The organism is Clostridium sp. BNL1100, from assembly GCF_000244875.1.
Classification (GTDB): Bacteria; Bacillota; Clostridia; order Acetivibrionales; family DSM-1351; genus Ruminiclostridium.
This window is the reverse complement of the sequence record NC_016791.1, coordinates 4556167-4577773: the sequence shown is the minus strand read 5'-3', so window position 1 is coordinate 4577773 and position 21607 is coordinate 4556167. Positions and strand designations below refer to the sequence as shown.

Annotated in this window: 14 protein-coding genes, 1 tRNA gene and 1 other annotated feature; of the genes, 4 read left to right on the top strand and 11 right to left on the bottom strand. The window is 36.8% G+C overall.

What is annotated here, in order from left to right; genetic code table 11:
* Positions 1-89 precede the first annotated feature (89 nt).
* On the bottom strand, positions 90-2150 hold the full coding sequence (locus CLO1100_RS19740) for a sugar-binding protein (protein WP_014315535.1): 2061 nt from the start codon (positions 2148-2150) through the stop codon (positions 90-92).
* A gap of 96 nt (positions 2151-2246) precedes the next feature.
* Positions 2247-3905, bottom strand: coding sequence for an alpha/beta hydrolase (locus CLO1100_RS19735; RefSeq protein WP_242836641.1), 1659 nt, complete (start codon positions 3903-3905; stop codon positions 2247-2249).
* A gap of 408 nt (positions 3906-4313) precedes the next feature.
* On the opposite strand from CLO1100_RS19735, the gene CLO1100_RS19730 reads away from it, so the two are divergent.
* Entirely contained in the window at positions 4314-5603 is a 1290-nt protein-coding gene (locus CLO1100_RS19730) for an MFS transporter (protein ID WP_014315533.1), read from the top strand.
* Between the two features lie 508 nt (positions 5604-6111).
* Here the strand turns inward: CLO1100_RS19730 and CLO1100_RS19725 are convergent.
* Together CLO1100_RS19725 and CLO1100_RS19720 are read right to left on the bottom strand one after the other, a co-directional pair.
* On the bottom strand, positions 6112-7053 hold the full coding sequence (locus CLO1100_RS19725; protein WP_014315532.1) for a hypothetical protein: 942 nt from the start codon (positions 7051-7053) through the stop codon (positions 6112-6114).
* A 116-nt stretch (positions 7054-7169) separates the two neighbouring features.
* Positions 7170-7246, bottom strand: a tRNA-Arg gene (locus CLO1100_RS19720).
* A 226-nt stretch (positions 7247-7472) separates the two neighbouring features.
* On the opposite strand from CLO1100_RS19720, the gene pepF reads away from it, so the two are divergent.
* Positions 7473-9278, top strand: coding sequence for an oligoendopeptidase F (pepF, locus tag CLO1100_RS19715; protein ID WP_014315531.1), 1806 nt, complete (start codon positions 7473-7475; stop codon positions 9276-9278).
* A 41-nt stretch (positions 9279-9319) separates the two neighbouring features.
* The gene (locus CLO1100_RS19710) at positions 9320-10435 is read left to right on the top strand and encodes an aminopeptidase (RefSeq protein ID WP_014315530.1); all 1116 of its coding nucleotides are present in this window, start codon (positions 9320-9322) and stop codon (positions 10433-10435) included.
* Positions 10436-10495: 60 nt separating this feature from the next.
* On the opposite strand, the gene CLO1100_RS19705 is transcribed toward CLO1100_RS19710, so the two are convergent.
* From CLO1100_RS19705 to CLO1100_RS19675, 7 genes are all read right to left on the bottom strand, one after another.
* Positions 10496-13732: a DEAD/DEAH box helicase gene (locus CLO1100_RS19705; RefSeq protein WP_242836640.1), complete on the bottom strand. Its 3237-nt coding sequence runs from the start codon at positions 13730-13732 to the stop codon at positions 10496-10498.
* An 84-nt stretch (positions 13733-13816) separates the two neighbouring features.
* Positions 13817-15157: an ATP-binding protein gene (locus tag CLO1100_RS19700; RefSeq protein WP_014315528.1), complete on the bottom strand. Its 1341-nt coding sequence runs from the start codon at positions 15155-15157 to the stop codon at positions 13817-13819.
* A 311-nt stretch (positions 15158-15468) separates the two neighbouring features.
* Complete coding sequence (locus CLO1100_RS19695; RefSeq protein WP_014315526.1) at positions 15469-16035, bottom strand: accessory gene regulator B family protein; 567 nt, start codon at positions 16033-16035, stop codon at positions 15469-15471.
* A gap of 139 nt (positions 16036-16174) precedes the next feature.
* The gene (gene leuS / locus CLO1100_RS19690) at positions 16175-18619 is read right to left on the bottom strand and encodes a leucine--tRNA ligase (protein ID WP_014315525.1); all 2445 of its coding nucleotides are present in this window, start codon (positions 18617-18619) and stop codon (positions 16175-16177) included.
* A 58-nt stretch (positions 18620-18677) separates the two neighbouring features.
* Positions 18678-18881 (bottom strand) — a binding site (T-box leader).
* A gap of 54 nt (positions 18882-18935) precedes the next feature.
* Entirely contained in the window at positions 18936-19280 is a 345-nt protein-coding gene (locus CLO1100_RS19685) for a DUF2304 domain-containing protein (protein WP_014315524.1), read from the bottom strand.
* A gap of 23 nt (positions 19281-19303) precedes the next feature.
* Positions 19304-20014, bottom strand: coding sequence for a glycosyltransferase family 2 protein (locus CLO1100_RS19680; protein ID WP_014315523.1), 711 nt, complete (start codon positions 20012-20014; stop codon positions 19304-19306).
* A gap of 37 nt (positions 20015-20051) precedes the next feature.
* Positions 20052-20393: an EamA family transporter gene (locus CLO1100_RS19675; protein ID WP_014315522.1), complete on the bottom strand. Its 342-nt coding sequence runs from the start codon at positions 20391-20393 to the stop codon at positions 20052-20054.
* A gap of 134 nt (positions 20394-20527) precedes the next feature.
* Between CLO1100_RS19675 and CLO1100_RS19670 the strand changes: the two genes are divergently transcribed.
* Positions 20528-21601, top strand: a complete 1074-nt coding sequence (locus CLO1100_RS19670) for a mannose-1-phosphate guanylyltransferase (RefSeq protein ID WP_014315521.1) — start codon at positions 20528-20530, stop codon at positions 21599-21601.
* Positions 21602-21607: the final 6 nt, after the last annotated feature.

Here is a 21607-nt window from a genome sequence, read left to right as displayed (position 1 = left end):
TTAAGAAAAAGCACCCTTATTAGGGGTGCTTTTTCTCATTTCTTTTACAACTTATAAATTACATATTAGTGAGGAGATATGTAATCTTTCTATTTAAATAAATCAGGTAAGATGTCATAAATATACTGATTAACCCAATTCCAAGCATGTGTACCGCCATCGCTTACTATGAAATAGAAGTTTCCTTTCTTTGTATCAGATGAGTAAATAAAGGTATCCTTCAATTGCCTCATAGCATCTACCTGAGGTTTCAAGTTAGGATATGCAATATCCAAGCTTCCTGTAGCACAGAATAGGTAAAAGTCTTGTGGCGTATAACCGGAATCTTTTACAACCTTTGCAAGATATTCAGCTGTTAGCGTTGCCTTTTCACTTCCGGCTTTATCGCCTAACACCCAACAATCTCCACTCAATGGCATATAATATTTGAAATAGTCAAGACAATTAATAAATGTATACCAGGTAGTTACTGAACCCATAGAAAATCCGCCGAATGCTCTATGCTCTCTGGAAGCTTTCAAATCCTCCAAAGATGCTGATTTTGCGTATGTATTATACGTAGTTTCTACTAGAGGAACAACATTTTTCATCAATTCTTCATGGAAGAGGGCAGTATCGTCTTTTCCACCGTAAAATGTAGGTGTTACAACGATAAGCGGTTCAATATCACCATTTGCAATCATATTGTCTATGATTTTCTTCATTTCTTTGTTCTGACCAGGTCCGCCAAAGATGAGGTTCTCATTCTCACCACCGCCGTGCATCAAATATAAAACGTTATATTTTTTGCTTTTATCGGAAGCATCGTAACCGTAAGGGAGATAAACATTCATTTTCTTAACATCTGTTCCGTTTTTCAAATTTTCTGCAGAGTACTCTAAGCTAACAATGGTGCCCTGTTTATCAGCTTCGGTTCTATACTTATCCGGAACTGCCTTAAAGTACTTTTCGTTTGCAGCTTCATCAGTGAGAACCAATTTTTCAATTGCTGCTTTTATTACAGAATATTGAGCATCAATTTGTTTCTGAGTAGCTTTTTTATCTGCAATTACTTTTTGAGCAGCTGTAACTGCGTCTTTTACTATATTTGCATTTTTATAAAGTGTGAAATCAATTTTTTGAGTGCTTTCTATTAATTTTATGAGATCATATGGATTCAGTCCGCTGACTGCTCCATTAGCCTTGCCTGCAAGTAATACTTCACCGAATTTGGTGGTGTCATTCCATGCGCTTCCTGTGGAATCAAAAACATTAATAGTACCGATTCTCTCAGTATCTTTTGCATCATTTATCTGTAGTTCTATTCCCATTACCTTGTTGTTTGACGGTTTAGATTTAAAAGCAACTCTCGCTTCTACTACGTATCCATCCTTCACTTTAGTCGTGGCTGTATAGAATCTGCCGATATCTCCGGTATCCACAGACTGTGAATTTTCATAATTAACTCTGAAGTGTAAATCATCAAGGCCATATTCTTGAGTCTTATCGTTATTTTCATCTAAGAAGATTTCCATAGAATCATGCATATATGGTGTATCAGATTTTACGCTCAAGTCTTTATCTTTTACTTCTGCAAGTATATATATAGCGTTATCATCCCATAAAGCTTTAAAAGTAGCTTTTGTAGTCATATTGGGTGTTACAAATTTAGGTGTAACTACTTGTGCTTTGCTCCAAGCACCATCTACTTTACCGTCAATCACAGGTGATCCAAAATAAGCAACCATTCTTCCTTTTGAATCAAATCCATTTTTATCAACCGGTACTTTTGCTGGTTGTGGAGCAGGCTTAGGAGTTGCCTTTTTAACAACAACTTTTGCCTTAATAGTAGTAGCCTTTTTGTTTTTTGTTATTTTGCAGGAAATTGTTGCAGTGCCCACTGCGATTGCCTTAACTTGCCCTTTCTGAGTCACTGTGGCTATTGACTTGTTACTGCTGCTCCACTGGTAAGTTGCTCCTGTCTGCTTATTGATAATATCAAAAGTAAAGGTTTGCCCGACTGTCATCTCTTTAGCTGCCTGTTTGAATGCAGGATTACCTTTTACAGCAGCTGCAGAGACACCGGACCACGAACCGATAAAATTGGTGAATACCATTGAGAAAACAGCTAGCACAGTAATAAAGCGTTTTAGTGATTTTTTCTTACCCATAAAATACTTCCTCCTTTTAAAATGTTTCCATTTCAGCCTTTTGGCTGGGAAAGTGGTAAATTATAAATTATTGTAAAAATGTTTTTACATTATTACCTATTGTGGCAGTTGCTTCAATGAACCGTCCGGGTTTCTGCTGAACCTGGAAATAAACTTCCAAGCAAGTTCAGCGTCAACTATATGGACATCGTGAGCTTTACCATGGGCTAAAGCAAAGTTGTAATAATTATCATGAGTGTCACTACTATAAAATTTATGTATGGTGTATTTATAATCAGGATATTGTTTACATGGATAAAGCACCTCAACTGTATCACTTTCCACACCAATACTGCATTCGGTATCAAGAGGTTTTTCAGGTGTTTCAAGAACAGGTATGTTGTTATACTGTTTCCATGCATCATACTGGTATTGCTGACCCAACCCCTTATAAATAGGATATTCCATTTCCCGGGTTCCATAGACATACCAGACCGGCATACGGTAGTTGTGTTTCTTTTGGAGTTCAAGTCCAATTGATATAGGTCGCAAGTTTTTTTCCAGACTGAAATTTTCCTGGTCAAAAGGACCGGGGATAGTATATGGCCACATACTATCAATAGGAGCGATAGCAGCTATTAATTCAGGATGCAGCATTGCCATTACCTGAGACATTCCTGCGCCATTTGAAAAGCCCGATAGATAAACTCTTGAGCAGTCAATGGAATACTTGCCTTTTATATATTTTATCAAGGCCAGATAGAATTCTACATCACTAGGCGCTGATTCATCCAGATTTAGATTAAAATTAATTCCATTGCTGGCTAATGGATATACAGTAATAAAGCTTTCTTTTTCACCGATTTCATGCCACTTACTCATGTCCGCTGATTTCATGGGATTATCAAAAGCACCATGGCTGAAAATAACCAGAGGTACCGGCTTTGACGGATTTTCAAGTACACACTGGGGAACATGTTCCAGCCAGGTGTGAGCCATACCGTCATTATCGCCGAGAGAACGGTCATCAAGATGTCTTTCAAAATGGCGATTTTCAAAACAAATTCGCTCAGAAATATTACCTTTTTCACAGGTATTTATCCGTCTTACTGTATAAAATAAATCGAACCATATTTTATTCATTAAGGTGTCGGTTAATTTATTTATATTTTCATCGGTGATATTAATTACTTTATGATAAGGGTTCAAACCGTTGGTATATATGGTACCTAAAGCACCCAACGATGTTTCTAACTCTGATTTGTTTAAGCTTTTATAATATGAAACAATAGTGTCTGAACAGTTGAAAAGTATTGAGGGCATTGCTGTGCTACCGTTACTGCTTGTTTCCGGTAGTGTAGTACCTCCAATAAGGGCTACGGCTGCAGTAGTTTCCGGGTGAGTTGCCGTGAACTCAATGGCCAAGTCTACTCCGGAACCTAAGCCTATAACATAATGAACGTCATTCATTACACTCCACTTTCCATCTATTATCCCACATGAGATTTCTCTATTTAAGGCTTCTAAAAAAGCTATATCGTTATCATATTCACTGGGATTAGGGAAAATAAAAAGAATATTATATTTTTCACCCAACTCGTACAAACCCGCGGTAATAAGTTCGTAAACCGAGGCTTCGTCTGATGAAGGACGTAGAATCATTATAGAAGATGGTTTGGTTAAATTATCCCATTTTTTATTGGGAGTAAGGATATATGAATCTCTTTTTTTACCTTGTATTTCAAATTGTTTTAAGACTAAACTCAATTTTATCACTCATCCCAAATTAGATTAGATTCCTGTCGTTCTAAAACTGAAAATAGAATTGGATGCATGTAGTTAAGCAAATTATTGCATTATCGTTTTAGCAACCATAATGCAATTGTATCTCATCCCTTTGTCAATGTCAATATGTAGAAGTATTTGTAATGTTTAAGCCGTAGATATGTGACTTTTTTTCTTATGATTGACAGAATATAGAAGTACAAATATAATAATTTTGTTGGTAAAACGAAATAGCAACCTGTTATTAGTAGAATGCTTTATGTGAATACATTTCTTAATTTAACAAATCTTATGGGATTGTTTCTCCCGAATCGTGTATTCGCACCAACGTTTACATAATACTTCCGGTAGATAATTTCCTCTGATACCGACATTACATATAAGGGTGGGTATATTAAAATGTTAAAGCATTTAAAAAATAATATCTCCTATACTGAGGAGGTAGCTCCGACGCAGATGTCTTTTTCTAATAATATAGATAATAATGACGGTCAAAAAAATAAAAGTATATTGTGGAGCAGATCTTTTATTTTTTTGATAGCTGTCAGCGTTATAACGGCTACGGGATTCAATATGGTTTATACCGTTATTTCCAAATATTCAATGGGCATTCAAAATTCACTGGGAATAGCCGGTGTGATATCGGGAATTTTTTCTGTTGCAGCACTAGTCATGCGTCCATTTGCGGGAATGATGTCAGACATATTTAACAAAAAGTACCTGTGCATTTTGGCAAACGTAGTTATCGGACTATCAGTTGTAGGATATTCTTTATCTTCAAGTATCCCGGTACTTTTTTCTTTCAGGTTGCTTCACGGGATTGCATTTGGTGTCAGCAGTACCGTAAATATTGCCCTTGCTACCAGATTTATTCCCAAGGACCGCTTGGGGGAAGGGATAGGCTACTATGGAATTGGGCAGGTAGTGGCTTCGATCATTGGTCCGAATATAGGGATATACGTTGCTGATAAGTATGGGTTTCAATCATTGTTTATTGTCATTGCTTTGTTGTCCTTTATAGGAGCGGCATTGCTGCTATGTTTAAGGTATCCCATTGAAGAAAGAAAAGCAGAAAATGTGAGCGTAAAAAGTTCACTCACAATTGACTCCTTAATTGCTAAAGAGGGTATTCTTTATGCGATAATGGGTGGTATGTTCTCCTTTGGAAACGGGTTAGTAAGCTCGTTCTTAATTCTTTTGGGGAAAGAAAGAAATATTTCAAATATCGGAATATTCTTTTCCGTAGGGGCGGTTGTAGTTTTTCTTTTACGCCTGTTTGTGGGGCGGATAGTTGATAAAAAAGGCTTGACTATTACAGTGAATATTTCACTGATAGTTTCTGCTATTTCCATGGCTTTGATAGGATTTGCACCGACACTCGGACTGCTGATAGTTGCATCTGTATTGAAGTCCATTGGACAAGGTGGCGGCCAGTTATCACTTCAGGCAGAGAGTATCAAGAGGGTAAACCCAAGCAGGGTTGGGGTAGCAACCAGTACATTTTATATTGGCGCAGACATTGGCCAGGGATTGGGGCCAATTATTGGTGGAGGAATTTCTCAATATTTTAATTACACTGTAATGTTTTTGGCATGTTCTGTGCTTTTGCTGGTTTCAATGGTAGTTTTCAATGTTTATCAGAGGAAAACAAAATATAGTGTATTTGAAGCGGGGCAGGAGGTGGAGTAGTGGGGGAAAATTTGTGACTTGCATCCAACGGCTTTATTTACGACAGTACATACGGGAATTTTTCTATGTTTTACAGTGCACCCCAAACTTTAGACACAATCTAACGTTCGGAGGTGCATTTTTTATGACAAAGTATTCTTAGTTACTCTTTTTCCATATGTTCTAATCTTGGTTTGAAAAAGAGATAATACAATCTCTTCATTTGCTTATTCTAAATAATGATATTAAAGTATTAAGTATAAAGTAGTAAAGCTGATGAAAGAGAAGGCTAATTTGCTATGAAAAAACCTTGGGAGCTACTTTAAGCCCCCAAGGTCTATTTTAATTTAAATGAAAATTTCTTTAAGCATATTTGTGGCTATATCCAATGATTCTCTCGACCCTTGTATTTTACCGTCAATAACAAGGGTACCACTAAATAACTCAGTCAAACCACATTAATTTATCAAAATGATTGTTAACGTTTTCCAAGAACAAAAGGATTCTAAGCCGTTTTTACAATTAGAAATTAATAACCAACATTATATATTTTAAATTTATTGTTTTTATCAAAAGCCACTAAACGACCGTTTGAAAATCCATCATAAGAGTCTTTACCACTGGCAGCCATACTGATAATTTGTGTGAACCCTTTAATTTTAGAAGGTGAATTCTTCTTATCCCCCCATTGTTTCCAAGTCCACACATTTCCGGTACCATCAATTACATACCCTTCCATTCTTCCAGCTTCAATTGATTTTGCACCTGTGAAGCCTTTTATTTGCACTGGCTTCGGAACTCCTTCACTATCAAAACTCCATTGCCAAACTGTATTGTCCTTTTTTAGAGCTAAGCCATTACTAGCTCCAGCTGAGATTTGTTTGACATTTTTCAACTCAGTTATTTGAGTTAATGGCCTCTTTTTAGCAAAATCTGCTATAACAGCCTCATCACGCCACTGCCATACCGTTCCATTACTTTTCAGAGCTATAACATCAAAATCTTTTATTGATATACTGGTTACACCGGAAAGACCTTCTACTTTAAAGACTTGAAGCTTGTTGTTAACACCCCAGACTGATCCGTCAGTTTTTAAGGCATACATTCCCTCCGAGCCTATACTAATAGATTTTACCGTACCCAATTTATCAAGCTTCTTTTTGGTAGGGTAAGTACCAACGTGATCGGGATCATCCTGATAATAGTACACATATCCTGATTTATCCATAACCCACAGACCAAAGTAAACATCATCTGCAGCCATTTTTACATTAGATACTTTTTTAATTTGAACCAGATTATTGCTATTAGGCTGAGTAACATACAATTTACCGTCGCTTGTGGTAAAGTAAACTTCATTACCACCGCCAATTACTGATGAATATTTGGTTGCGACAGCAAAAGTACTGATTGATAAGCTGATTATAACCATTATTACAATTAATACAGAAAAACATTTCCTCGAATTCATATATTATCCTCCTAAATAAGTGTTAGACTAAGGTATTTTATAATATAATGTATATATATGCAAGAAAAAGGTGTGAAAACAAAAAAGCTTATAGCCCAGTGGCTACAAGCTTACTTTGGTACGCCCGACACGATTCGAACGTGCGACCTGCGGTTTAGGAAACCGACGCTCTATCCTGCTGAGCTACGGGCGCATAAATAAATTTCCTTTTAACAACTATCATAGTATACTAAAAAAATTTGAACATTTCAAGGCTATTTTTATTTTAAAATCATACCTATAAATAACTTTATATAGGAAATGCATGGAAAAGAGTATTAGGTTGTTTTATAATTATTAGATATAGTGAGATATTAAGTAATATAGCGAATAGAATAACCAGTAACCAAAATTATATTAGGAAAAGCGGAGGTAAAAAAATGGCTTCAGGAAAGACACTTCCAAAGAGAAAAGACATAGAGGATAGGTTTAAATGGAAACTTGAGGATATATATAAGGACAAGGATTCGTGGGAAAAGGACTTCAAGACAGTTAAGGAATTGGCTGCACAAATGGGAAACTTCAAGGGCAAGCTTGGAAATAGTGCTGATACACTTCTTGACTGCTTTAAGAAAAGTGATGAATTACTGTCCCTTAATGACAAAATTTTTGTTTATGCAAGAATGAAAAGGGATGAGGATAACGGAAATTCAACCTATCAGGCATTGACTGAAAGAGCTTCTACCCTTGGTACAGAGGTTTATACCGCAATTTCATTTATTGTCCCCGAAATGCTGGCAATACCCGAAGACAAGCTGATGTCTTTTATGAATTCGAATAAAGAACTTTCCATGTACATGTTTATGGTACAGGAAAATTTGAGACAAAAGGAGCATATTTTATCTGAGCAGGAAGAACAGATACTTGCACTCTCAACTGAAATATCTGACACAGCAGGTGATATCTTCACCATGTACAACAATGCGGACATAAAATTTCCCCATATTCGGGATGAAAAAGGTGAGGAAATAGAAGTTACAAAGGGCAGATATTCCACAATGTTGGAGAGTAGGGACAGGAGAGTCCGCAAAGACGCTTTTGAAGCTGTGTACAGTACTTACGACAAAATGAAAAACACACTTGGTGCATCCCTTACGGGCAATGTAAAGAAAAACAGGTTTTACTCCGTTGTAAGAAAATATCCTTCAGCATTAGAAGCATCTTTGGATAACGACAACGTACCCGTAAAGGTATATGACAACCTTATTGAAACAGTAAATAAAAACCTGCATCTGCTGGATAGATATTTGAAGCTGAGAAAAAAGGTACTAAAGCTGGATGAGCTTCATATGTATGATTTGTATGTTCCCATGGTTGAAGAATACGACAAGAAAGTTACCTATGAGGAAGGTAAGAAGCTTGTAGAAGAGGGACTAAAGCCGCTTGGAGATGAATATATCGGATATCTTAAAAAGGGCTTTGACTCAGGCTGGGTTGATATTTATGAAAATGAAGGCAAAACCAGCGGAGCATATTCATGGGGAGCTTTCAAAACTCACCCTTATGTACTGCTTAATTACCAGGACAACATAAATGATGTGTATACTCTTGCACATGAAATGGGCCATGCACTGCACTCATTCTATACCAATATGACTCAACCTTATGTGTATTCCCAATACAGGATATTTGTTGCAGAGGTTGCATCAACGGTAAATGAGTCACTCCTTATGAGATATATGTTATCAAAATCTGAAAGCAAGAAGGAGAAGGCATATTTGCTGAATCACTATCTTGAGGAGTTCAGGGGAACAGTATTCAGACAGACAATGTTCGCAGAATTTGAAAAGCTTATACACCAAAAGACAGAACAGGGAGAGGCACTGAATGCACAGGAGCTTTGCGATATTTACTATGACCTGAACAAAAAGTATTTCGGAGAAGCAGTTAACGTTGACGAAGAAATTGCAATGGAATGGTCAAGAATTCCTCATTTCTACAGCAGTTTTTATGTATACAAGTATGCTACAGGCTTCTCAGCTGCTACTGCTATTGCTGAAAAAATATATAAAGAAGGCAAGCCGGCAGTTGATAAATATTTAGAGTTCCTTAAAGGTGGAGGTTCAAACTATCCAATAGAGCTTTTAAAAATAGCAGGTGTAGACCTTTCATCCCCACAGCCTATTCAAGATGCATTAAACGTATTTGAAAAAACTCTGGAAGAATTGGAAGGACTTTTAGTATAATATACACTAGTTAACATAACAAACAAATGGAGGTTATAGTAATGAACGATCCACGTATAGAAAAACTGGCACACAATTTGATTAACTACTCGTGTGAACTAAAACAGGGAGAGAAAATCCTTATTGAGAATATCGGTAACGAGGTTCCATTGTCAAGAGCCTTAATCCGTGAGGCATACAAGGTGGGAGCAATTCCATTCCTTACAATAAAGAATCCGGAATTGGAAAGAGTACTTCTTGAACAGTGTACAGAAGAACAAATAAAAGATATGGCACGCTATGAACTGGCGAGAATGAAGGACATGGATGCGTACATTGGTATCAGGTCAGGGGATAATGTAAGCGAAAAGGCTTCTGTTCCGTCTGATAAGATGAAGATATACATGTCACTGTTTTCAAAGCCTGTACATTCAGAGCAGCGTGTAGAACACACAAGATGGTGTGTAATGAGATATCCTACCCACTCAATGGCACAGCTTGCAAACACTCCAACTGAATATTTTGAAGATTTTTACTTTAATGTTTGCAATCTTGATTATGCAAAAATGTCAAAAGCTATGGACCCACTTGTAAAGTTAATGGAAGCTACCGACAAGGTAAGAATTACAGGAAGGGGGACAGACTTAACATTCTCAATAAAAGGGCTGCCTGCAATAAAGTGTGATGGTAAAATGAACATTCCTGACGGAGAGGTATTTACTGCACCGGTTAAAGATTCGGTAAATGGTGTAATATCCTACAATTGTCCTGCGGTATATCAGGGGGTAACTTTTGAGAATATCCGCCTTGAGTTTAAGGATGGTAAGATTATTAATGCTACGGCAAACGATACCGAGCGTATTAACGAAATATTTGATACCGATGAAGCAGCAAGATACGTAGGGGAGTTTGCAATAGGAGTTAATCCTTTCATTGAAACTCCAATGAAGGATACACTCTTTGACGAAAAGATAAGAGGAAGTATTCACTTTACACCCGGAAGCTGTTATGACGAGTGTCCAAATGGGAATAAGTCCTCAATCCACTGGGATCTTGTGTTTATCCAAAGGCCTGAATATGGCGGAGGAGAAATATGGTTTGATGATAAGCTCATAAGAAAAGATGGACTTTTTGTACCGGCCGAGCTACAAGCATTAAATCCTGACAATTTAAAATAGAAAAAGTAAATTTTAAAATATAGAAAAACCAGAGGTTTTAATTTGCCTCTGGTTTTATTATTACAATTCAAAAAGTTCCGTCAATTCTTCTTTGGTCATCTTTGTAATAAGGGTTTCCCCGGATTGAATAACTGCATCAACCAACTGTTTTTTTCTATCCTTAAGGCGTAATATTTTTTCCTCTATTGTGCCGTGTGTAACCAGCTTCATTACATGGACGGTTTTTAGCTGACCAATACGGTATGCACGGTCGGTTGCCTGATCTTCTACAGCCGGGTTCCACCAAGGGTCATAGTGAATAACTGTATCAGCACCCGTCAGATTCAAGCCGGTTCCTCCCGATTTAAGGGACAGAAGAAAAATCCGACCCTGCCCGTTATTAAAGTTTTTAACCATTTTCATTCTTTCGTCAGCAGGAGTCGACCCATCTAGGTATAAATAATCTATTTCTTCCTCTTGCAGCCACTGCCTTATAATTGCCAACATTGATGTAAACTGCGAGAACAGAAGTATTCTGTGCCCGGAGGTAAGAGAGTCTCCTACTATTTCTTTGAGCAGCAGCAGCTTACCGCTATCACCTTCGTAGTTGTCTACAAACAGCGAGGGGTGGCAGCAAAGCTGTCTTAATCGTGTAATTACCGACAAAATCTTTATTTGACTGCGTTCGTAGCCATTTTGGTTTATTTCCTTTAAAATATCTCCTTTAGCTTGCTCCAGATAAGCAACATAAAGCTTTTTCTGTTCCTCTGTAAGGTCTGCTTTAATGATATGCTCGATTTTTTCTGGTAGTTCCTTGAGAACGTCCTGCTTAAGCCTTCTAAGTATAAAAGGTTTTAATTGTTTGCTCAAGGAGGTTAGAGCTGCACTGTCTCCTTTTGAAATCGGCGATTCAAATTTTTCAACAAATTTTCCGTGTGACCGTAAATATCCGGGTAAAATAAAATCAAAAACCGACCACAGCTCCGTAAGATTATTTTCCATAGGTGTTCCTGTAAGTGCGAACCTGTGCTTGGATACAAGCTGTTTTACGGCTTTAGCTGCCTGCGATCCGGGGTTTTTAATATGCTGAGCTTCGTCCAGTATGCAATATCTGAACAAATAATCTTTGTAGTTGTCAACATCACGTCTGATAAGGGCATAAGATGTGACTATTATATCCGAGTTCACAGCAGTTTTTATTAGTTCCTCACGTTCTGCTTTGTTTCCGACAACAGCAGTTATTTTCAAATCCGGTGCAAATTTGTCAACTTCCGAACACCAGTTGTAGATAAGAGAGGTAGGAACAATTACTATAGATGTTCCGGGGCCTGAAACATTTTTATCATACTGGAGCAGGGTAATAACCTGCAAGGTTTTTCCCAAACCCATATCATCAGCAAGAATTCCTCCGAGCCCGTATATCGACAGAGTTTTAAGCCATTTAAATCCAAGCTTCTGATAATTTCTTAGAGTTCCTTTAAGGGTTTCGGGAATTTGAAATTCAGTCTCGGAAGGTTCATGAATATCATGAACTAAATCTTTAAAGGCCTTATTACGTTCAAAGAACTTCATTCCGGTTTCCTTGAGCATACCATCTATAAAAAAAGCTCTGTACATGGGAAGTTGAACCAGCTCACTATCTAAATCCTCCATTGTAAGCTCAAGCTGATCGATTATTTCAGACATAGTTAAAAGTCCCTCTGAATCAAGGGGCAGAAAAGCTCCGTTTTTCAAGCGGAAATATTTCTTTTTTTCTCTTACGTTCTGAAATATAGACGATAGCTCATCACGGCCTACACCTTCCATATCAAAGCTGAATTCCAGAAAATTGTTCATTGTATTCAGTCTCAAAAAACCAGAAAATGAAGGTAGCCTTTTTATGGTCATTGCTTTAAAGCTATCTGAATAGAAAATCTGCGTATATTCCTGTAGTTTAGGAACAATTGTATTTACAAAATCAAATATCTTTTCTTCCTCATCAAGATATATTCTATTACCGTTAACCTTAAAATCGCTTTCGCCCAGTATGTCCACAATGATACCCTCTTTTTCCATGTCCCGAACGAGAATTTTACCCATAGGGACCTGATCTCCAAAGGCAGAGAAAGGATTGATTATACGATCACCATATTTGAATTTAACATCAGCAGTTATTATATCTTCAAATTTGTCCAGATAAATTTCAGGCTCAAAGTCCACTCGCTGTACCATTTCCTGAACATTTTCATCTATGTATACCCGCCCTGTTTTTTCAACATAAGGAAGTACCTCTGAAAAGAAACGTTCCTTATCCTTTTCTATGAAGGTTATTCGATTAATATTCTCCTGCTGCATATAGGTAAAAAAGGGTTTAAAGTAGTCACGTTGGGCTGCTGATACCCTGTATATAGCTTCACCGTATAAAAAATATTCAGAATCAGAGGTTATCTGGTAAAGAGGCAATTTGGTATCTATATTCAAATCTATGGATGAGGCGTTTCCGGTCAATGTAAATTCCAAGGGGATATCCTCATTTTGTATTATAACATTCTGAACTTTAATGTTATTGTGTATTACATTAAAAGGAGTATCGCGCAAAATCTGTAGAAGCCTTTTAAGAGCTGCTTCGGAGAGGAAAATATCTTTATCTATAAAGGTACTGTACTTACTCGACTCACCCGTAAAATAATGTAATAAATTCTCATTTTGCCATATTTCTTGAAGATATGAAATAACAGGCTTGTCATTTTCCTTAAAGTCGTATATAACAGGGTCAAAGGTAAAGCCTTTCCCAAAGACAATCTCATTACCGGTTTTAAGGCTTTCCAACATCTGTCGTATATTTCTGACCACATAAAGTCTGTCAGTACCTATGCGAAGAGATAGAGAGGCAATAGGCCCTTTTTTAGGAATTGAGAACCTTCTGCTAATAAATTCAAGATTAAATTCGACGTTAATTGTAAGCTTTACACCTGAACCTTTATCTGAAAAAAATTGAAAAATATCTTTTGCTGCTTTCTTTTGAACAGTAGAATTAAAAAAACCCTGTTCATCCTTTTCCTTAATTAAGAAAAGAACTGCGGCAATGTGCTTGCACCCTTTTCCTGTCTTTTCACAATCCGAACAGGTACATGAAAAATCAGTGAGTTCACCGGACTTGGCAAACCGCACCTGTACATTGTACGGGTGAGTTCCCAAAACTGTTGCGTCAAACAACAGCATTTCTTGATTAAAGGACAAGGATTTGATACGCTTATCCCTGAAATAGTCCATGCCCTTCTTGTATCTCATTGGCGTAGACAAATAATAAATAGTGTCTTTAGAAATTTTAAACATCATTTTCTCCAAAGTATAATAAAATAAGCTATCATATTATTATAACCAATTTGAAGAAGAATGTGTAGTTTTTGCATAAATAACTCGCTAACTTACCTGGCTATTTACTTTAAGAGTTATCAGAAATTCTGTGATTTCTTCGTCGCTGTTAATATGGATACTGCCCCCGCATTTATCTATCTGCGCTTGTACGATACTAAGTCCGAATCCCCGTTTTTTGGATGCATTGTCTTTGGTAGAATAACCTGCACTAAAAATTTTCTTAATATTTGCTTCGGGAATCATAGGGCCGTTGTTGGAAATAGACATATAGTAAATATTATTCTCTATATATGTCTCAAGACGTATAAACTTTTTTTCCCTATCTATCCCTAAGATAGATTCATAGGCATTGTCTATTATATTAGATATAACAGTAACAGCGGTATCCTCGTCTATTACTGCACTTGATAAGGGTTCTTCAAAGTCAACAAGAACTTCTATATCTTTCTTTAGAGCGTTATTATATTTTACACTGATAATAGCGTCAACAAAGTCGTTACCTGAACATACATTTATATTCATGGTCTCGCTGTTATTAGCATAATTGTTTATATATTGCTTGACCTTATCGCTTAAATCAGGTCTGTTTAGGGTACAAAGGCCGTATATAGTATTTAAATGGTTCTTATATTCGTGTCTTTCTTTAGCCACCATTTCGTTAAAGGAAATCAACTGATAAACATTATCTTTTTTCAGTTCATTTGCATATTGTAGAATCTCAAGCTTTGAACCTTCTCGAAAGGCAGAAAGCATTGCAATAATCAAAACGATATATATAACAAAGGTAAAAATATTGTAAAGAAGGAAGTTTTGAGGGTCTTTGGAAATATAAATATTTGTTCCTACCAGAAAGAATAGAACAGCAAAAATCATGATAAGAGTCTGCTTGTATCTGGACTGATAGGGATTTCCGTCTTTTAACCAGGAAAGCCCGTTATAGGACTTATATAATATAAATACAATAGTACTTTCAATCAGCTTTGTTATAATACCTAAAACCGCCAGTAATAATTTATTGTCAATAAGTACAGACATTGGTTTGCCTATCACACTCATACATGTCAAACCAATGAGACTCTCTATAATAGCCATTACTAAAGAAATAATAAGAACTTTGACTACACTTTTAAAAAGAGTTCCGTTAAGCATATAATTAAGTATAAAACATGTAAGGGATGCTATTAAAACTGAATGCAACCCTGATGGCAAAAACTTGGTAATCCAGTATGTATATATTGTATAAATCGTTACAAACCAGGCAATCCTAGTATAATTCTTTTTTATTAATTGCCGCTGTCCCGACAGGAGATAAAAGGCTATTATGAAAATAAAGCCCTCGATAACAGTTAAAAATAATTCATTTGCAAGATACACTGAGATTAACACACCCTTCCGGAGGAACATTCCGACACAACAAAAAACCTTAAACAAAAACAGAACTCTAATAATTGGAGTGTAACTCTAACTATTAGAGTAAATTTTTTACAGGTTAAGATTATTTTAAGTTAATTTTCAGGTTGATACAACCAAAATATTTTAGAAGCTGCACCGGTAATCAAGCCTGTTACTATTAATGAAACTTTCCCAATTGATCTTAATAAATTTTTTTTCATCAGAATCACTCCTTAAAAAAATTTAATTCTCAACTTAATATTCTAACATTCTACAGAAAAAGTCAATATATTTTACAAAAAATATTACAATTTATACTTATATTTGATAATTAGTAGTTGATATACAGATAATGAATAAACTTCTATGACAGACCAACTGATTATATTAGATGGCATAAAGAAAAAGTCTGAAAGTAGAAGTAAAATACTAATTACTACTGCAGCAGTCCTTGTTTTCTTTCGGCCCTCTTGCCTTTGACTTTCATTGACGGGTGCAATTAAAAAACCAAGGATTGGAAGAAATACAGTAAGTGTTAATTGTAAATAGTAGGGAATTATAACTGTTTTACCTGCAAATATAGCTATGACCATTGTTATAAATGACATTATAATACATACAATTTCATTTTTAAAATGGTAGCCACCAAGAAAGGGACGAAGCAGCAGGAAAGCAAGAAAAGCACATAGAAATTCTTTTGTTAATGAAAGCACGGTAAAAATAAGCAAATATAGAATAGTTTTATACAAATCCGAGAAAATACACACCAGCCCGTAACGAATGTTTTTAATCTCTACTTCCGAGTACTGTTGATTCCTTGTGATAGCATCAGCCAATTTGTATGCAAGCTTTCTATAAAAAGTTATATTCATAAAAATGTCTCCATTGACGTTTGTGCAATTTAATATTAGCATATTGCGATATGAAATTACAATAATTGTGAAAAATATACAAAAAGAGACAATCCCTGTAAGATTGTCCCTTTTTATATTTTTCTATAATACTATAAGTTTATTTTGCAACTATATTAACAAGCCGTCCTTTTACTACTATTACTTTCTTTATTTCTTTACCATCCAAGAACGGCTTTATTTTTTCATCAGCCAAAGCAACAGCTTCCGCTTCACTGTTATCAGCGTCGGCAGCAACTTCTATTTTACCCCTGACTGTACCGTTAATCTGGACTGCCAGTTCTATAGTGTCTTTAACTAATGCATTTTCGTCAAATTCAGGCCAATTCTGATTGAATATAGAATACTCATAGCCCAGTTGTTCCCACATTTCCTCGGCAAAGTGTGGGGCAAAAGGAGAGACAAGTTTTACTAAGTCTTTAATGGTATCCTCAAATAGCTGTATATTCTTAACTTTAACCTCTGCATCATACTTGTAAAGAGCATTTACCAGTTCCATACAACGCGACATTGCAGTGTTGAACTGGAATCTGTCGGTATCCTGTGTAGCGCCCTTTATAGCAGTATGACGGACATAGTTCAGCTCCTTGTCATCCTTGTCCATATCAGTCCTGGAAGCCTTTGCCTTTTGCTCTGCAAGGCTTTCAACAAGCCTTTCTATTCTGCTCGCAAATCTTGAAATAGCTTTTATGCCGTCATCGCTCCATGGCCCGCCATCAACATAATTGAATCCAAAGCCAAGGTACATTCTGAATATATCGGAACCGTACTTTCTCACATAATCATCAGGAGAAATGGTATTTCCTCTGGATTTACTCATTCTATTCCCATCCGGGCCAAGTATTGTACCCTGATGTACAAGTGACAGGAATGGTTCGTCAAAATTGAGGAAGCCCAAATCTCTCAGTGCTTTAGTTATAAATCTCGCATAGAGCAGATGCATTGCGGCATGTTCTGCACCGCCTACATACTTGTCAACGGGAAGCATCTTGTTTATCCATTCGGTGTCAAACGGCTTATCATTATTCTGGCTATCAGGGTATCTGAGATAGTACCATGACGAGCAAACAAATGTATCCAGTGTATCAGGGTCTCTCTTAGCCGGAGCACCACATTTAGGACAAACGGTATTCATAAATTCCTCACTCTTTTTTAGAGGCGATTCCCCGTCAGGCTTAAACTCCACATTGTAAGGAAGAGAAACCGGAAGACTTTCTTCGGGTACCGCTACTTCGCCGCAATGTTCACAATAAACTATAGGAATAGGAGCACCCCAGTACCTTTGTCTTGAAACAAGCCAGTCCCTCAACCTGTAGTTTATCTTCAGACTGCCTTTACCATCAACTTCCAGCTTCTTTATTATAGCCGTTCTTGCCTCAGCAGAAGGAACACCGTCAAATTCTGCACTATTGACCAGAACACCGTAATCACAGTAGGGAAGCTCGTCATTTGAACCGTCAGCACTCTTTATAACCCTCTTAATAGTCAGGCTATATTTCTTTGCAAATTCGAAGTCACGTTCATCATGTGACGGAACAGCCATTACACACCCGGTACCATAGCTTGCAAGAACATAGTCAGCAATCCATACAGGTACTTTTTCTCCTGTTATCGGGTGAATAGCGTAGCTTCCCGTAAATACACCGGTTTTTTCCTTTGTTGTTGAAAGCCTTTCTATTTCAGTCTGCTTTTTGGTATCGTTTTTATACTTTTCAACAGCTTCAGCGTATTCAGGTTTTGTTATTTTTTCAACTATTGGATTTTCAGGAGCCAGAACAACATATGTTACACCGTAAAGGGTATCGGCTCTGGTGGTAAATACCTGAAACTCAATATCTGTGTCATCAACTTTAAAGGATATTTCAGCACCTTCTGAACGTCCTATCCAGTTTGTCTGTATCTTTTTTGTTTTTTCAGGCCAGTCAATGGTATCCAGCTTGTCTAGAAGTTCCTGAGCGTAAGAGGTTATCTTAAAGAACCACTGAGTAAGATCACGCTTTGTTACTTCTGAATCACACCTTTCGCAGCACCCGTCAACAACCTGCTCGTTTGCAAGAACGGTATTGCATTTCGGGCACCAGTTAACAGGTGCATTTTTTCTATAAGCAAGACCGGACTTATATAATTGTAGGAACAGCCACTGTGTCCATTTGTAATAGTCGGGCATACAGGTTTTTATTTCATAATCCCAATCAAAGGTAGCACCCATTTCCTTGAGCTGGCCTTCCATTGTCTCTATATTTTTCAGAGTAGAGTCCTGAGGGTGAATACCCGTTTTTATTGCATAATTTTCTGCGGGAAGTCCGAAAGCGTCAAATCCCATTGGGTGGAAAACATTATATCCCTGCATTCTTTTCATTCTGGCCCAGGAATCAGTTAAACCGTAATTGTACCAATGTCCTACATGAAGGTTAGCACCTGATGGATATGAAAACATCTCCAGACAGTATAGTTTCTTATCTGTGTTTTCGGAATCGAACTTGTAGATATCTGTTTCTTCCCACTTTTTTTGCCACTTTCTATCTATATCTGCTGAGTATGGCATTTAATCAACTCCTTTATTTTATTTAATATCAATAACTTATAAAAACCCGTCTCTTAGTAAAAGAGACGGGTTAATCCGCGGTACCACTCTTGTTAGCCCTGAAGGCTCACTCAAAAGTCCTGTAACGAAAGACCTACGGCTGAATTTTATATCAGCGGCTCCACGGCGAGTTCAAAGAACGTAGTCAGCTACAATTCCACCAAGTATGCAGCTCTCTTTAGTGACCAAATTTTCTTTTACTACTCCGCTTCATAACTTTAATAAGTAATTAATCAATTTACAATCTATATTAGATTATCATAATAGTTTGATTATTTCAACTTTTTTCACGGTTTTGGTTCTCCATTAGGGCAATGTACTGTGCCATATTTTTAACCTTGTTGGTCTGTTTGGAAATGGTTATGGTAAGGTTAAGATTTATACCCAGCTCAAATAGAATAAGTACCAGAAATACTGCATTTGCAGGTTCGATTATACCTATAAGGTTTGCAAACCAATCAGGGATGACAGGGAAAGCAGCAATAATTATAAACATTATAGAGGATACAATCCAAAGAATACTGTACTTGAGTTCCAACTTTGTTTTCTGAACCATTTTGAGTATTGATGTAAGTAAAATAAAACCTATAAGAAGAATACTTATCTGTAACCGTAAGTTCATATTTTTACCTTCCGTAAGAAAATTTAATTGGAAAACCGTCTTATACGAGGTCTCATGCGGCTTAAAATTATAGCCAATGTAACCTTGACCATATAGTAAACGGAGAGAGACCTGTTTATTGAAGAATTTCCCCGGGCCCTTTTCTTCATTTCTACAGGTACTTCAGTTATTTTTAATTTTTTTTGTTTTAAAATCATTATAGATTCAGGCTCGGGATAGTCCTGAGGGTAGTTTTTTGAAAACAGTTCAATAATTTTTCTGTTGCAGGCTCTGAAGCCGGAAGTTGAGTCCGTCACTCCCGACCCTGATAATAGCCATATCAAAAAACGAAAGTACTTTATACCCAACCTTCTGATAAAGGTAGACTGGTAGCCCCTTTTATCCAAAAATCTGGAGCCAATAACCATGTCTGAGTTTCCTTCTTCCAGAATATTAATCATTTCAGGGATAAAAGATGCCTTGTGCTGGCCGTCGCCGTCAAACTGTACAACTATATCGTAGCCTTTTTCAAATGCGTATTTATAGCCGGTTTGTACAGCTCCGCCTATACCTATGTTAAAAGGAAGATTAATATGTGGAATGTGATTTTCACGCAATATTAAACCTGTTTTGTCCGCTGACCCGTCATTTATAACCATGTAATGATACCCTGAGGCATTTTGCTCTATATCATTTATGACATCAAGAATATTATCCTGTTCATTGTAAGCAGGTATTATTATTATACTTTTCATTTATTCCTCCGAAGCCGGTATTCATGCCAAATTTATTTTACCCTCTGGCTATATAAAATACTCCTGCCAGAATGAGTATAGTACCAAAAATTTTACGGAGGTCGATATTCTCCTTAAAAATAAAAAATCCAACGAAGAGGCTTAGTGCATAAGCTACGCTATTGAGGGGGTATGCAGTTGAAAACGGTAGCTTGGAAAGTACATATAACCACAAAACCGTAGAGACACCGTAGACAAAAACCCCAGCAAGTATTAGTGGGTTCAGCAGAAGCCTTAAACTGTAGCCCTCCATTCTTTCAAGCCCAATTTTCCACAGTGTCTGTCCGAACACAGTAAGTCCTGAATTTAAAATTGCTAATAATATATATTTACCCTGCATGTATGCCGTCCCATATATATAGAATTTTCTATGTAAATTGTATTATGTCCTGAAGCTTATATAGAAATACGTATGAACATATCCAAGGTAATTTACATAAAATAGATTATAATAACATTTTTGGAGATATAAAGATGGAAAAATTTGTCGTTATTATGGCAGGAGGCTCAGGAACAAGACTATGGCCGCTGTCAAAAGAAAAAAAGCCTAAGCAGTTTATATCTGTTGATGACGGCGAATGTATGCTGGTTCAGACAATTAACCGTGTATGCCGGAGCATTCCACCATCCAATTGCTTTATTGTAACAAATCAAAGTCTTGTAGAATTGACCAAAGAAGTTGTCAAGGACATAATTCCACATTCAAATATAATTTCAGAGCCCCAGAAGAAGAACACTGCTGCATGTATTGCATATACAGCAATGCTTCTTGATAAAAAACTGGGAGAAGCAGTACTGTGTTTTGTACCGGCTGACGGATATGTTAAAGATCAGCAGGGTTATACTGAAACAATAAATCTTGCGTTTAGGGCGGCGGAGGAAAAGGATAGTCTTGTTGTAATAGGAATTAACCCCTCATATCCCTCTACTGCCTATGGATATATAAAAATAGATAAGGAGGCAGGCTCAGAAGAACAAATTCTTAAAGTTATCAGATTTACTGAAAAACCAAACGAAGAGACAGCCCGAACAATGCTTGAATCAGGTGATTACTTGTGGAACGGAGGTATTTTGGCAGGAAAATCAAAGACAATAATTAATCAAATTAAACAAAATATTCCCCAATACTTTATATCAATCACAAATGCAATTATACATGAAGGGAGTGAAAATTTTAACACATATATTGATAATGCATATAATGAAATACAGGATATTTCATTTGACAATGCTGTACTTGAAAAAAGCAAAGATATTTGTGTAATAAGGGCTTCCTTCGACTGGGATGATATAGGGAGTATTGATACATTGTCGGGAACTCTGCAAAAAGATAAGGACAGTAACTCTTGGAAGGGCGACTATATAGCTCTGGAAACTACCGATTCAGTAATTTATGCTGATGGAATACTTATTGCAGTAATAGGCCTGGACAATATGATAGTTGCGGGCACAAATGAGGCCGTTATTGTTTGTCCCAGAGGAAGAGCGCAGGAAGTCAAAGGCCTGGTTGAAATAATTAAAAAGAATGGATACGATAATTTTTTGTAACAGCCT